Consider the following 14842-nt stretch of genomic DNA (forward strand, 5'->3'; position numbering starts at 1 on the left):
ACAGAGGGACAGATTTAATGTACTGATATCAGCCCATTAACCTGTCCCTCTATTTACAATAAATTTGCCTTGGTTAATCTGTTCCTTATCATAATTCCCAACCAGCTTGCAAGAATGGCTTTGATGACTCCAACAATTAAGAAGGGATATACCCCTGAAACCATTGCCGCACTCCAGCTTAATTCTGCGACAAATTTAAGCTGAGTCATGCCAAATGCTAAGGTAACAAGCATCCCCACAATATTCGCAATCAATGCCATTTTGAAATTAAAGGATGTTTTTTCTAAAATAAGTCCAGTTATGTAGGCAGTTGCAATAAAGCCAAAAATGTAACCTCCTGTTGGGCCGACTAAAACTTGCGGTCCTCCAGATAAACCAGAAAATACTGGAAGGCCAATCAGACCGATTAACAAATAGGCAAACATGGATAGAGCGCCTAGCTTACTGCCGATAATCGTAGCTGTTAAGCCTACTGCTAAGGTTTGTCCACTGAATGGAACAAGCCATAATTGTACTTGCAATTGTGCTAAAATAGCTGTAATCGCCGCAAAGATACTTGCTAAAATAAGTGCTCGTAATTTACTAGATTGCATTTTCCTCTCCCTTTCGTTAACCTCACAAAATAAAAGTTAACACAAAAACTTTAGAGAGACAACTATATTTTGTAAAGAATATTTTCGTAGGACCCGACCTGTTGTACAAAACCTCCTTAACCTTTCCTGATTTCTCTTATGTCAGAGACTATTTTTATGGTTTTTAGTTCTAATTAATGAATGGAAGACCATAAACTAGGAACAAGGGGTGAAAACGAATGACCGTTCATGTTGTTCAAAGTGGAGAATCCTTATGGCAAATTGCAAATCAATATCAACTTCCGATTTCTGCTATTGTTGAAGTGAATGGTTTGCCTTCAGCAAATACCATCATACCTGGTCTTGCGCTTTACATTCCGGATCAAGCTAATGTTCAATTGAGACCTTATATGATCAAGGCAGGAGATACGCTTTGGCAGTTATCTAATCGTTTTAACACCACGATAGAAGCTATATTACATGTGAACACCGTGGCAGATCCGAATCAATTATATATTGGCCAAAGGCTTCTGATTCCTACACCGTTGAAACCCCAAATAGAAACGCTAGGCTTTATTGTTCCATACTCACCACAAACCTTTTTACCCATTCTTCGAAATTTATCTGATTCGCTGACGTACGTGGCAATTGTATCTTACTCTTTTACCGCAGAAGGCTATGCCTATTTGTTATTAGATGATAAAGAGGTCGTTAGGGAAAGCAACCGGTTGGGTGTCACCCCTCTTTTAATGATTCGTAACTTTACATCCGAAGATTTTGATGCTGAATTAGCTGGGAACGTGCTTGCTAATCCAGTTTATCGGAGAAATTTAATAGAAAGTTTATTACAATTTGTTAATGAAAAAGAATATGGTGGAGTATCACTGGATATTGAATTTATTCCTCCTGCACGAAGGGACGATTTTAATACATTTTTGAACGCATTAAAAACTGCTCTTGGTACGCGCATTCTACATGTCAATGTACATGCAAAAACAGAAGATTTGCCAACAAATCCAATCGTAGGAGCCTATGACTATCAGGCAATTGGAGCGATTGCAGACGTGGTAGCTGTTATGACAATTGATTATGGATATCCAGGCGGTCCACCCGATCCGGTAGCACCATTGTGGTGGATGTACCAGGTTGTTCGATATGCAACGAGCTTAATTGATTCTCGCAAGGTACAAATTGCTTTTCCTTTGTATGGTTATGATTGGAGAGTAACTGATAATACGACCGCGGCTGTATCAGTTAATGGTGCACAAAACCAGGCAATCTCTGCTAACACAGTGATTGAATTTGATCAGATAGCTGCCTCACCATGGTATCGATATTGGGAGGAAATGGAGAAACATATTGTTTGGTTTGAAGATGTTAGGAGTTATCGGGAAAAATATACTTTAGTCGATCAATATCAATTGTTAGGTGTAACATACTGGCAATTGAACCTGCCAGCACCGCAGAATTGGGTTTATTTAAATAATCATTTTATTGTTACTTAAAACGACTAGGTCTTGATTTGAGGGCGGAACAAAAACACGAGCATCAATTTTGATGTTCGTGTTTTGCCGTAAGTCGAGTACTTTATAGAGTTGTTTAGTCTAATAATTTCCCCAAGTTTATTCAGTCTGTTCTTCGTCATTGTCTCCATCCATATAGCTATCTGACACTTGTTCGTGTGTTTCGGCTAAACCTTTGCTCATTTGATCATTTCGTTTATAATCTTCTACCTCATAATTTCGTTCTGCGATTTTGGAATGCTTTTTTGGATCCATACTATCACCTCGTCTATAGGATGAACCCACTTGCTAATTATATACTCTTTTTGCTGAATTGATTGAACCTCTCATGACTAAAGTCACGAGATTCTTGGGAAGAGAGCATACTTGCGAGATTATTTCTTTACTAGCAGCGGTTTCTCTTATTTACCAAGCTAGCCCCGTAGTACCTACGGTTGTTTGTTTTTAATGATTATACCAATGTGTACCGCCTTAGACCTTCGGCCAAGATATTTTTACTAGCATTGATGTCACGATCATGATGGGCATGACAAACAGGACACGTCCATTCTCGAATGTCGAGTGATTTCTTGCCATCTCGATGACCACATTCCGAACATAGTTGACTAGATGGAAACCATTTATCCACCTTGATGATGGCACGACCGTACCATTCCGCTTTGTATTGTAATTTCGCAACAAAGCTAGACCATGATACGTCAGAGATACTTTTCGCTAGTTTGTGATTACGCAACATTCCTTTTGTGTTTAAATCTTCCATACAGATCACATCGTGGGTTTTGATGATTTCTGTTGAGAGCTTATTTAGAAAGTCGTTGCGTTGGTTCATTACTTTTTCATGTAAGCGGGCCACTTTTCGTTTTTGCTTTTGATAGTTTTTCGCTTCAAACAGGCTAATGCCATTCTTTTTTGCAACTAATGCTCGTCTGGACAATTTACGTTGCTCCCGTTTAAGTTTCGCTTCCATTTTGGCCGTGAACCTATTATTGTCTACTTTATGTCCATCCGAAAAAATCGCAAAATCTGTGATGCCAAGGTCCAGCCCTATTGCCGAATCTGTCTTGGGTAATTCGTGCATTTCTTCTTCGCAAAGAATCGACACAAAAAAGGTACCACTAGCCTGTTTGCGAATGGTTGCTTTTACAATACGTCCTGTTGGTTCTTGACTTTTAGCACATGTAACCCATCCAAGTTTGGGTAATTTTATATACTTGTCGGAAATGGCAATATTGTTATTCGTGAAGTGTGTGGTGTAACTTTGAATAGGGTCTTTTTGCTTTTGAAACGTGGTTGATCATTTTGGTGGGTGAAAAAACGTGAAAATGAATCTGCGAGGTTTCGAAGAGCGTTTTGAAGGGAAAACTTGTCTACTTCACGAAGCCATTCTGTATCGGGTTGTTTCTTTAAATGGGTTAACAACTTAGAACAAGCGGAATAAGTTAGTCCTTTTCCCGTATCTGCATAACACGTATTCCATTGATCCAAAAAATAATTATAGACAAATCTGGAACAACCTATTGTCTTCGTGATAAGAATGGCTTGTTCTTTGGTTGGATAGATTCTATATTTATAGGCTTTGTGTCGCAGCATCGTATTCACCTCATACACTTTTTCTGATTATGGATGCAAAGGCCTAACCATACTTCCTAATGAATAGCTGAAACAGAAAAAAGATCCTTTAAAATAGCATAACATACGTTTGGTGCCAAATATACTATTACCTTTAAAATATGTCGGTTGATTAACATAGCTAAAGCTATGCCTCAACCGAAGCTTGCTAACTCACGACTGAAGTCACGAGTTTGCGCAAGCTATATCATCAATTTATGCTCGTACTCATATTGTTTCTTCGGTTGGTTGGTTTCTTTATAAAATTCTACTAATGCTAAATAAGCTTCTTGTTTGATCTCTTGTTCATGCACTTTTTCAATAGTCACAGCACCAAGTTCATAATATCTTTCAGCTTGTTTTATCTCCCCAGTTTGATAATAGCTGTAACCTAATCTAATCGCGGTTAATCCTTTCTCATTGCGGCAATTAGAGCCTAACTTCTGATAAATCGAGAGTGCTTCATGATAGCGAACAATTGCATTATCCAAATCCTCTTGCATTAAAAAGTTATAAGCGATTGCCTGTAAGGTATTCGCATATGCTAAGGTTTTTATTTTATCTTCTGCTTCAAGCCCTTGTAAAAAGCTCGTATACATGTCAAATGCTTTATCATATACTTCTTGTTTGGAATAAATCTTTCCTAAAGCATATAAAAACTGCATGCGAATCTTTGGATATTTTTCTGATAATGGTAAACCTGTTTCTAAAAAATGCTTTGCTTTTTGATCTCCGCCCATTTTCAACTCAATCGTACCTAATTTAGAATGCAAGAACACGACAAGAAAATGGTCTTTTTCATACTTTTGATTGACGATCTCCAAGACCTGCTTATAATATTTTACTGCACGTGGGAATGCTCGAAGATTTTCTTCAATCTCTGCAAGTAGCATATACCCTCTTACATATAACGGATGCTCCGTATTCACCAGTTTCACTGCTTGATCTATGATACGTCGAGCCCTTTTTAAATCGGTATGAAAGTGTAGTTCACCTGTTTTCATTAGTAGAATTGCTTTGCCCTCATCTGATAGCAAGGTGTCCTCTTTAGTGATGATATCTTCAAATAATTGAATCGCTAATTCCGGTTGTTCCAAAGCGACATATATATCAGCTAACTGATCATTAACCCTCATTACCATTGGATCAACTGGTTCTAATGTTTCTAATAGTAACGTTCGAGCCTGTTCCATTTGGGTATGAGCCTGATGTAATTCTTCTTCTTGATAAAACAGCCTGCCGATTCTTTGATATACAAATGCTATTTCGATATTACTTGCTTGTTTCTTTTCAAGATATTGCAACACTTTTGCTAATGTCATTCTTGCCTGACTGAATTGCTTAAACTGTTCATCCAATTTGGCAAAAGCAAAATGTGCCTGCAGCCATATGTGCTCTGCTTCCTTGTCGTGATAACGGTGCTTGATCGCTTGTTGAAAATGATGAGACGCTAAAGAATAGTTCTTCTCTGCCTGATAAAATAAAGCTACTGTGTGATGAAGAAATAGAAGTTCAGCATTAGACAATTCCTCTATTTTTTTCAACTGTTGTTCGATTTCCACCACTTCTCGTTGTACCAGATGATGCTGACCTTGTTGAATTTTTTCGATTATGGTATTTGCTTTTTGCTTCCATTCCATTTTTTATCACACCTTTTTAAGCTTTTCGAACTTGTTTCTTGTAGATGACATAACTTCTTGACAAGTAACGTATTGGGAAACTGAACACATGCACCATTCTTGTGAACGGCCAAATCGATGCAAAAGCATAATTGGCAAGTAAGTGAATTTTAAACCAAACAGGGACTTCCGCCATTAAATGCGGTTCAATCCGAAATATGAATAACCCTCTAAACCAAGGTGCAATCGTTGTTCGGTAGTCAAACCCATGTGAATCAACATTCAAAAACGTTGCTGATAAACCTGAAACAACAACAATCAATAAAAAGAATAAGACGGCCCAATCTCCTTTGGATGTTGTTTTTTTAATCCGTTGTACACTTAAACGACGATAGCAAAGTAAGGCAAGACCGATCACTGCTGCAATACCAGCCGGAATACCGAATGCAAGCGCGATTATATGGTATTGATGCTCCGTCACTCCAAATGACTCATAAACGGTCACAGGCACTAATATCCCAAGAAAGTGACCACCTAAGACAAATAACATTCCCCAATGAAACAAAGTTGAGCCAATTCGCAAATGCTTTTTCTCTAAAAATTCACTGGATTTGGAAGACCAGCCAAACTGATCTTTCTGATAACGATAAATATGACCACCAATGAAGATCGTTAACACGATATAAGGCAGGATTCCCCATAGAATCCAATCGATGGAAGCATTCATTATTCTGCTCCTTTCTACTTTAACTTAGTTGATTGTTAATTAATTGTTCACGCATCGATTGCATAATACGAACATCTTCTAATGACAATGGCTTTTCTTCTATAGTTAGCGCTTCTTCCTCTACTTCCAAACCTTCAGCCTTTATCAATGTGATCAATGCGTTTAATAAAAGATGATAAGTACTTTCGAATTTGACTAACTTGTTTTTCGTTTCCACAATCGCTGCCACGTGTTTTCCTAATAACTCGAGCCGTACTTCTTTCCTTACTTCCCCGCAAAATTCAAGCATTAAAGGCAAGAAATCAGGAAGTTCCTTATCTGTTACTTCAAAACCAGCCGCTTCATAAAATTTCTTCAGCTTTAATAGTTCTAAACCTCTTTCTTTTTGTTCCCCAAGTTTTAAATATGTCATATATAAATTAGAAGTTTTGCCGAAATCAAATACTTCGATATAATGTTCCACCCATTGATCCTGATCCCAATCAGCGATAGTATCAAGGAAATCTGCGAGCGGCTTTTTAACGGATAGCTCCTCGATTTCAGCAACAAATCTTTGTGCATCCACAACTGCCAATCTGTGCTCTTCTGTTGGATAGCGCAGAAAAAAGCTGATTAACTGATAGCTTGATGCGATCACTTCTTGCTTCATGCTATTTCCCCCTTCTTAGGATAAGACGCCGCAACTTCCTGGACCACCGGCAAAGTCAAGACCACATGCACCTTGATCCTCATATAAGTCACGAACATCCTCACGGTGGCTTTTTGGAATGACAAAACGATCGTCATATTTCGCAATTGATAATAAACGGAACATCTTTCTTGTTTCTTCTTTCGTTAGACCTAATTCCTTCATTACCTCTTCATCAAAAGATTTTCCTGTTGTTTCTGCTCGCATAAAGCTTCTCATCACCGCCATTTTTTTCAGAACCGTACGAATATGATCGGTGTTACCTGCAGTTAAAAGGTTCGCAAGATACTCAATTGGAATACGCATATCGTCAATAGCAGGGAAAATATCATCAACATCTGCAAGACTGCCTTTTCCTTCAATCACATTCATCACAGGGCTAAGTGGTGGGATATACCAAACCATTGGCATCGTGCGGTATTCGGGATGTAACGGTAATGCGATTTTCCAATCAATAATCATCCGATAAATAGGTGACTCTTGTGCAGCCTCAATCCAGTCATCATGGATACCGTCTTTTTTGGCTTGTTTGATCACCTCTGGATCATTTGGGTCTAAGAAAATTTTTAGTTGTTCCTCATAAAGTTTATCCTCATCTTCAACGGACGCTGCCTCCAAGACACGATCTGCATCATATAACATAACGCCAATATAGCGGATTCGACCAACACATGTTTCAGAACAAATAGTCGGCTGTCCATTTTCAATCCGTGGATAACACATGGTACACTTTTCTGCTTTATTTGTTTTCCAGTTAAAATAGACTTTCTTGTAAGGACATGAGGTTACACAATGACGCCATGCCCGGCATGCATTTTGATCCACTAATACAATACCGTCTTCATCTCGTTTATACATCGCACCTGATGGACAAGAAGATACACACGGTGCATTAATACAATGTTCGCAAATTCTAGGAAGATACATCATAAACACGTCTTCGAACTCTGTTTTGATGGATTCTTCCATTTGCTCGACATTCGGATCACGTAAACCAGTAATGTGTCCGCCTGCTAAGTCATCTTCCCAGTTCGGTCCCCATTCTAGATCCATAAACTCACCAGTGATAGCTGATTTCGCACGAGCTACCGGTTGATGTTTACGCTCTTCGGAATTCGTTAACTTCTCATAATCATAGTCCCATGGCTCATAGTAATCATCAATAGTTGGTTGATATGGATTGTAAAAAAGGTTCATAAGTCGTTTTGTTTTGGAACCTGATTTTAATTTTAACTCTCCATTACCGTCTAACTCCCAACCACCTTTATAATGGTCCTGATCTTCCCAACGTTTCGGATAGCCAATACCTGGTTTCGTTTCCACATTGTTGAAGTACATATATTCTGCACCCGGACGATTTGTCCAGGTGTTTTTACACGTTACACTGCATGTATGACAACCAATACATTTGTCTAAATTCATGACCATCCCGATTTGTGCTTTAATCTTCAAGCCAATCAACCTCCTCTAGTTTGCGAATGACGACATGTAAGTCACGTTGATTTCCTGTCGGTCCATAATAGTTAAATCCATAGCTAAGCTGACCGTAGCCACCAATCATATGGGTAGGTTTCATATGAATTTTGGTTGGACTGTTGTGCGTGCCTCCACGATTTTTCGTTAAGTTCGTACCAGGTACGTGAATATGACGATCCTGTGCATGATGCATAAATGCCATTGTTCTCGGTATCCGGTGAGAAACGACAGCTCTGGCAACAACCACACCATTACGATTAAAGCATTCGATCCAGTCATTATCTTCAATACCAGCTTCACTAGCATCATCTTTGTTAAGCCAAATAGTAGGGCCACCTCTGAACAAAGTCAGCATCGGCTGTGCATCGTAATACATGCTGTGAATCGACCATTTGTTGTGTGGAGTCAGGTAATTTAATGTAATTTCTTTCCCTTCCACTGGCGGGCGATCCTTCTTAAACGGTGTATGATGAAGCATTGGTTTATAAGTTGCCATCTCTTCTCCAAATTCTTTCATCATTTCATGATCTACAAAATAAGACTGTCTTCCGGTTATCGTACGGAACGGAATTAATTTTTCTATATTGGTAGTAAAAGGTGAGTACCTTCTGCCACCTTTTTCTGATCCACTAAACGCCGGAGACGTAATCACTGTTTTTGGCTGTGCATTAATTTGTTCAAAGGTAAACAATTCTTCCTCGCGTTCTTCTGCTAAATCTTTAAGTTCTAAGTTTGTTTGCTTTTCTAATGCTTCCCATGCTTTGACGGCTACTTTACCGTTTGTTGTGGAAGACAAACGTAAAATTGCTTCACAAGCATCTCGAGCATCGGTAATATTAGGTAAGCCTTTTGATATTCCTTCCTCTTCTACTTGGCCAATTGCATGCTTTGTTTGTTCATATTCTTTTTCCATGGACCAGTTGATTCCTTTACCACCATAAGGATTCTTCGCAATATTATCGCCCAGTGAAGTGAATTTTTTATAAAGTTGTTTATAATCACGAGCTACTACATGAACGTTTGGCATTGTTTTTCCTGGGATCGGTTCACATTCGGCTTTTGACCAGTCCTTGATTTCGCCTAATGGTTGTGCCATTTCCTGTGGTGTGTCATGTAGTAAGGGACTTGTGACAATTTCCTTGAATTCATCGAAATCTACTTCTTCTGCTAAATCAGTGATTCCTTTCGCTAATGCTTTGAATATATCCCAATCCGATTTTGCTTCCCATGGTGATGAGATTGCCGGATTGAATGGATGTACAAAGGGATGCATATCCGTACTCGATAAATCGTGCTTCTCATACCATGTTGCTGCTGGTAAAATCACATCGGAATAAAGACCGGTTCCTGCCATACGGAAATCTAAGTCAACCAATAAATCCAACTTTCCTTCTGGTGCTTGATTACGCCATTTTATTTCCGATGGTCGCAGGCTGTCTTGGTCATCATTTAATAATCCATGATCCGCACCCAACAAATGTTTTAAGAAATATTCATGACCTTTTCCGGAACTGGAAATTAAATTAGCTCTCCAGACAAAAAGAGTTCTTGGGTAGTTGACCGGATTATCTGGGTCTTCGATAGAAAATTCCAGTTTTCTTTCTTTTAATTGGTTCGCCACATAGTTGCCGATCTCTTCCTCTGTTTGGTTACCGGCTTTCACTGCTTCTTCGTATACATCGATACTATTTTTGTTAAACGTTGGGTAGGAAGGTAACCAGCCCAATCTTGCTGCTAACACATTATAATCTGCTGGATGTTCATACCTTGCCTCATCTACTGTTTTTGCTGTTAACTCATTAATCGATGTTTCTTCATAACGCCACTGATCTGTTGCGAAATAGAAAAAAGATGTTCCATTCTGTAATTTCGGTGGTGCTTGCCAATCTTTTGCCGTTGCTATCGTGTTCCATCCTTCAGCAGGGCGTAACTTCTCCTGACCGACGTAATGTGCCCAGCCACCGCCGTTTACCCCTTGAGCACCAACCATAATCACAAGGTTGACAACCGCTCTGTAAATCGCGTCTGAATGGAACCAGTGATTAATTCCTGCTCCGACAATGATCATGGAGCGACCATTTGTATCAATTGCATTTTGCGCAAATTCTCGGGCAATCTTGATAACAAGATTTCGATCGACTCCGGTAATGTTCTCTTGCCATCCAGGTGTGAAAGCTTCATTCTCATCATAGGATGAGGCAACATCACCGCCGATTCCTCTGTCAATCCCGTAATTAGCGAGCATTAAATCATAAACCGTTGTAACATACTCAAAGTTTCCGTTGATTTCTACTTGTTTCACCGGGATGTTACGTTTCATGGTTGATCTTGTATTGGCGTCGAAATAAGCAATTTCCACGGTCTTGATCGAATCCTCGATCCCTAAAAACCCTAGAATTGGTTCAATTTTTTCCCCATTCCGTTCATCGATTAGTTTCAGATTCCATTTACCCTCTTTATCCCAGCGACTACCCATTGTCCCTTGTGGAATAGCAAAGTCCTCTGTTAAGTTGTTGTACATTAGCGGCTTCCATTCACTATTGGTAGTTTCCATTGCCAAATCTTTGGCATGGAGGAAACGATCTGCAATATAGGTGTCACCTTTTTGTTTTAATCTTACGGTAAAAGGAAAATCAGTATATTGCTTGGCATAGTCTTCAAAATATGGTGTACGATTTTTCTGATAAAACTCGTTTAAAATAACGTGACCCATAGCCATTGCCATCGCACCATCTGAACCTTGGTTTACGGACATCCAATCATCTGCAAATTTGGTTGATTCAGCATAGTCCGGACTGACGGAGACTACTTTCGTTCCTTTATATCTTGCTTCCGCCAGAAAGTGTGCATCTGGCGTACGGGTTAATGGTACATTGGATCCCCAAGTCATAATATAGCCTGCATTATACCAGTCAGAGCTTTCCGGTACGTCTGTTTGGTCTCCCCAAATTTGTGGAGATGCTGGTGGTAAGTCCGCATACCAATCATAAAAACTGAGCATCGGTCCACCAAGTAGTGACATAAAGCGACTTCCAGCTGCATGACTAACCATCGACATTGCAGGAATTGGTGAGAAACCAACATTTCGATCTGATCCATATGTTAAAGTAGTGTATAAAACAGATGCTGCTACTAGTTGAGTAACCTCTTGCCAATCTGCACGAACTAGACCACCTTTGCCTCGAGCGCTTTTGTACATTCGAGCTTTTTCCGGATTTTCTACAATACTCTTCCATGCATCTAACGGATTTTCATGTATATTTAAAGCTTCACGCCATAACATTAATAATTTTTTTCTGACATAAGGGTATTTAACACGCAACGGACTGTAAATATACCAGGAAAAGCTTGCTCCCCTTGGGCATCCACGCGGTTCAAAATCTGGCATATCTGGTCCTGTAGAAGGATAATCAATTGACTGACCTTCCCACGTTACAATCCCGTCTTTCACAAAAATGTTCCAGCTACATGAACCGGTACAGTTGACACCATGTGTAGAGCGAATCACCTTGTCGTGCTGCCATCTTCTGCGATAGACATTTTCCCAATCACGATCACCTTCCTGTAATTGACTGTGATTGTTTGCATATTTTTCTTTTGGTTTTAGATAATTCATACGTTGCCATAATGGAGATTTTTTCTTTGGCATTGTTGATCCCTCCGTGTTCCAATCTCTATTGCTTATGTTCATTAAATCACGTATATACCGATGCAAGGTGTGAATAACATCACACCACACCGTGACGATTTTGTGACAAACACCGACATATCAAGCTTTAACACGTTTTTATATATTTTGATTTAAAATGTTTGAAAATAGCAAGGATAAAGGGAGACTTCGGCTTGTGAAAGCATTTGACAAATGAAAGCAGGGGATTCTTATGGACAAAATTTGAACTGATAAAGATATTTTGTCCATAAGAAAAACCTACAGTAACTAACTGTAGGATTACGTATTAATAAGACCTTTTCAACAAAAGTATAAATCCATTCCAATTGATTGAAACGGATTTATACTATTCAGTCTATATAATGATACTATCTACACAATAACTTCTGCTTCACAATGTCTGATAATAGTTCCATACCAGTAACTTTACTTACATGGATCACTTCATCTGAAACTGTCGGCGTTTCTACCCAATTAGTTAAAATATTTTTCTGATCTGTTACATAGGAAGGTTCAAATCGAACACCTTCTTCTCCATCAAATATTGCCGCATAAAAAATATCCGATTCAACAATATCTTGAAAGAAGTGACTACCATAGGATAATTCCGGCATAAAACCTTTTGCTTGTGATGAAACCTCGCATATAGCAGCAACATGCTGAATTTCAGAAAAGTGAACAGGTACACCAAGTGAAGGTGTAGACGTGCCCCACCGGCCTGGGCCAACTAGAAATACACGTTCATTTTTGAGATCTCTTGTTATTTTGCCAATGGTTCGTGCCACACTATATTTATCTTGTTCACTTAGATTGAGGTAACCATCCATATCTACATAAATACAATAATCTATTGGAATACGAACGTTTCCTCCCATAAAGTTACCTTCTGTTTGAATAAAACAGGCTTCATCAGGGCTAATTTCTGGTATGTCTACTGATTTTCCTAGTCCTTTTGTTTGCAAAGGTCTGCATTGGACAATATTGATCTTAAAGTTATCTTTATCACGAAAGTTGGCGGTAAACTCTACATCAACAGGGTAATCATAGACACGAGCTATTTCTGCTAAAATCTCTCTCATAACTTCTGGAAAACTAGAGTTTTTTAATACATTTTTAAAATCAAGAATATATGGAGTTGGCATGTTCTTATAACCTAGATCCTTCAACCGGAAAGCTGTTTCGGTATCAATCGAGGCAAATAAGTTACGCTCGACATCCCAAACGTTGGCTATTGCCTCATCTAACTTCACACTAGTCCATTCATTTCTCGACATGGATAGAACGTCTACTCCATGCTGCGAAAATTTCTTTAAATCATCCATATGCATTAACGGCTTCCGTGTTGGCTGATCCAATGTAACAATTTTGGCATAGTCATCTACCGTTCGGTCAACTGCTCTGGTTCCTAATCCGAATACTAAACGAATCATCCCCGCATCCATATCAACACTTTTATCCCAGACATAGAGATTGGAAGAATTACCAACACCAGCGATATGCGGGAAAAAGTTATCTTCATAATGATCACCAGATACTCGCTGAATCAAAATTGCCATTTGCTCATCTTTTTCAAATAAACCTCGATTCATACGATATTCCAATGCATCCTCATTCATTGTACTGGCGTATACAGTACGTATCGCATCTTCTAATGCCTTATACCGCTCTTCTGGTGTGCCTTGATTAACACAAAAGACGCTATCATATTTCCCTGCAAACGCGTTACCAAAATTATCTTCCAACAAAGAACTGGAACGAATAATAATCGGAGACTGACCGAAATATTCCAATACTTGAACGAATTGTTCTTTAATATTAGAAGGAAACTCTCCATTTAATATTTTCTCCCGTAATTCACGTGCGTACTTATAATAACCTTCTTTTGTTTTTTGTTTAACGCGTAATTTCCACCAGCCATTCTGAACAATATAGGTATAGAAAATGTCAGAGCCGATATAAAAGGAATCATGTGCTTCCATATATTTTGTGAATCGATCCTTTTTATCTTCTTTTAAGATGTTTCTTGCTAACAGCATTCCGACACTTTTTCCACCGATAAATCCAGTACCAACTTCTCTCGACGCAATGGTGAAAATATCTTGCAATGTGAAATATTGATCACAAAGATCGAACATTCTCGACTTTTCACCAATTAACAGCGTCATCAAAAATCTCTTTGTTTTTTCTTGTGTCGCTTGATCTTTTTGCAAGTCTTCACGTGCTCTTGAAAAAATAACATCCCAATAATCCATCCGTTCTTCCACACGATTGATATTAGAAAATAAAGCAGAAGCTTCTGAACTTGCTGTAATACTTTTCACTCGGTCACCTTCAATTAAATGTGGGAAAAACATCGTGGGCGAATAGCGTTGCCATACTTTTAATGGATGAATATAGTGCTTCCCCTCCACTTCATATAAATCTAACAAAACCTGTGTGGTTTCCCGTATCCGAGCAATCGTGCTATACGTGTGAACATTACGGTTAATCGCAAAGTAAGCTACCGTATCTAACTCATATAAATAGGGACAGCACACTTTGAAAAAGTTTCCAATCATTAGATCTGAACACCAACTCGATAATAAATCCGTCAAACTATCGAAAACGTAGAACGTTTTGAATCCTTCATTTTCTATTAATCGATGAATTTCGGTAGCAAAGCTTTCAAATCCTTTCTTTGCATCAACGTTGTACTGCTTAACTCCCTCTCTTTCTATTAATGGTTCATGTTTGCCAAAGCGTACATAGATTACCTTGCGATCATCTTGTAATGCTTTATCTACATAAGGAGTAATAATATCTTTATATGCACGAATATTATCAACTTGCCATACTACATTATCTCCTAATCTCAACGAGTCAATCGTCTTATCAAATCCAGGAATTCCTGTTGATATCTTTAATTCCATTTTCATCTTGATCACCAACCACTTCTTAAAAAATACCTTATATTCTAATT

The 14842-nt window shown here is 38.7% G+C and carries 9 protein-coding genes and 1 pseudogene; 1 reads left to right on the top strand and 9 read right to left on the bottom strand.

Going from position 1 to position 14842, the window contains the following annotated elements; all coding sequences use genetic code 11:
- Window positions 1–53: 53 nt before the first annotated feature.
- Window positions 54–593 carry a biotin transporter BioY gene (locus tag GI584_RS15810; protein ID WP_100359810.1) on the bottom strand — a complete coding sequence of 180 codons (540 nt, stop codon included), beginning with the start codon at window positions 591–593 and terminating at the stop codon, window positions 54–56.
- Between the two features lie 218 nt (window positions 594–811).
- On the opposite strand from GI584_RS15810, the gene GI584_RS15815 reads away from it, so the two are divergent.
- Window positions 812–2077 (top strand): LysM peptidoglycan-binding domain-containing protein, encoded by a 1266-nt coding sequence (locus tag GI584_RS15815; RefSeq protein WP_153791802.1) that lies wholly within the window; start codon window positions 812–814, stop codon window positions 2075–2077.
- A 117-nt stretch (window positions 2078–2194) separates the two neighbouring features.
- Here GI584_RS15815 and GI584_RS15820 read toward each other — a convergent pair whose 3' ends face one another.
- From GI584_RS15820 to GI584_RS15855, 8 genes and pseudogenes are all read right to left on the bottom strand, one after another.
- Window positions 2195–2350: a YozQ family protein gene (locus GI584_RS15820; RefSeq protein ID WP_100359808.1), complete on the bottom strand. Its 156-nt coding sequence runs from the start codon at window positions 2348–2350 to the stop codon at window positions 2195–2197.
- Window positions 2351–2546: 196 nt separating this feature from the next.
- Window positions 2547–3685 (bottom strand): annotated as a pseudogene (tnpB, locus tag GI584_RS15825) (IS200/IS605 family element RNA-guided endonuclease TnpB).
- Between the two features lie 221 nt (window positions 3686–3906).
- Complete coding sequence (locus GI584_RS15830) at window positions 3907–5343, bottom strand: tetratricopeptide repeat protein (protein ID WP_153791803.1); 1437 nt, start codon at window positions 5341–5343, stop codon at window positions 3907–3909.
- A gap of 16 nt (window positions 5344–5359) precedes the next feature.
- Entirely contained in the window at window positions 5360–6049 is a 690-nt protein-coding gene (narI, locus tag GI584_RS15835; protein WP_153791804.1) for a respiratory nitrate reductase subunit gamma, read from the bottom strand.
- Between the two features lie 19 nt (window positions 6050–6068).
- Entirely contained in the window at window positions 6069–6698 is a 630-nt protein-coding gene (narJ, locus tag GI584_RS15840; protein ID WP_153791805.1) for a nitrate reductase molybdenum cofactor assembly chaperone, read from the bottom strand.
- A 15-nt stretch (window positions 6699–6713) separates the two neighbouring features.
- A complete protein-coding gene (gene narH, locus GI584_RS15845) occupies window positions 6714–8189 on the bottom strand; it encodes a nitrate reductase subunit beta (protein ID WP_153791806.1) in 1476 nt (491 codons plus the stop codon).
- The gene (locus tag GI584_RS15850) at window positions 8179–11862 is read right to left on the bottom strand and encodes a nitrate reductase subunit alpha (RefSeq protein WP_153791807.1); all 3684 of its coding nucleotides are present in this window, start codon (window positions 11860–11862) and stop codon (window positions 8179–8181) included. The genes narH and GI584_RS15850 overlap by 11 nt, the downstream gene beginning before the upstream one ends.
- A gap of 389 nt (window positions 11863–12251) precedes the next feature.
- Entirely contained in the window at window positions 12252–14798 is a 2547-nt protein-coding gene (locus GI584_RS15855) for a PEP/pyruvate-binding domain-containing protein (RefSeq protein WP_100359802.1), read from the bottom strand.
- Window positions 14799–14842: the final 44 nt, after the last annotated feature.

It is taken from the genome of Gracilibacillus salitolerans (assembly GCF_009650095.1).
GTDB lineage: Bacteria > Bacillota > Bacilli > Bacillales > Amphibacillaceae > Gracilibacillus > Gracilibacillus salitolerans.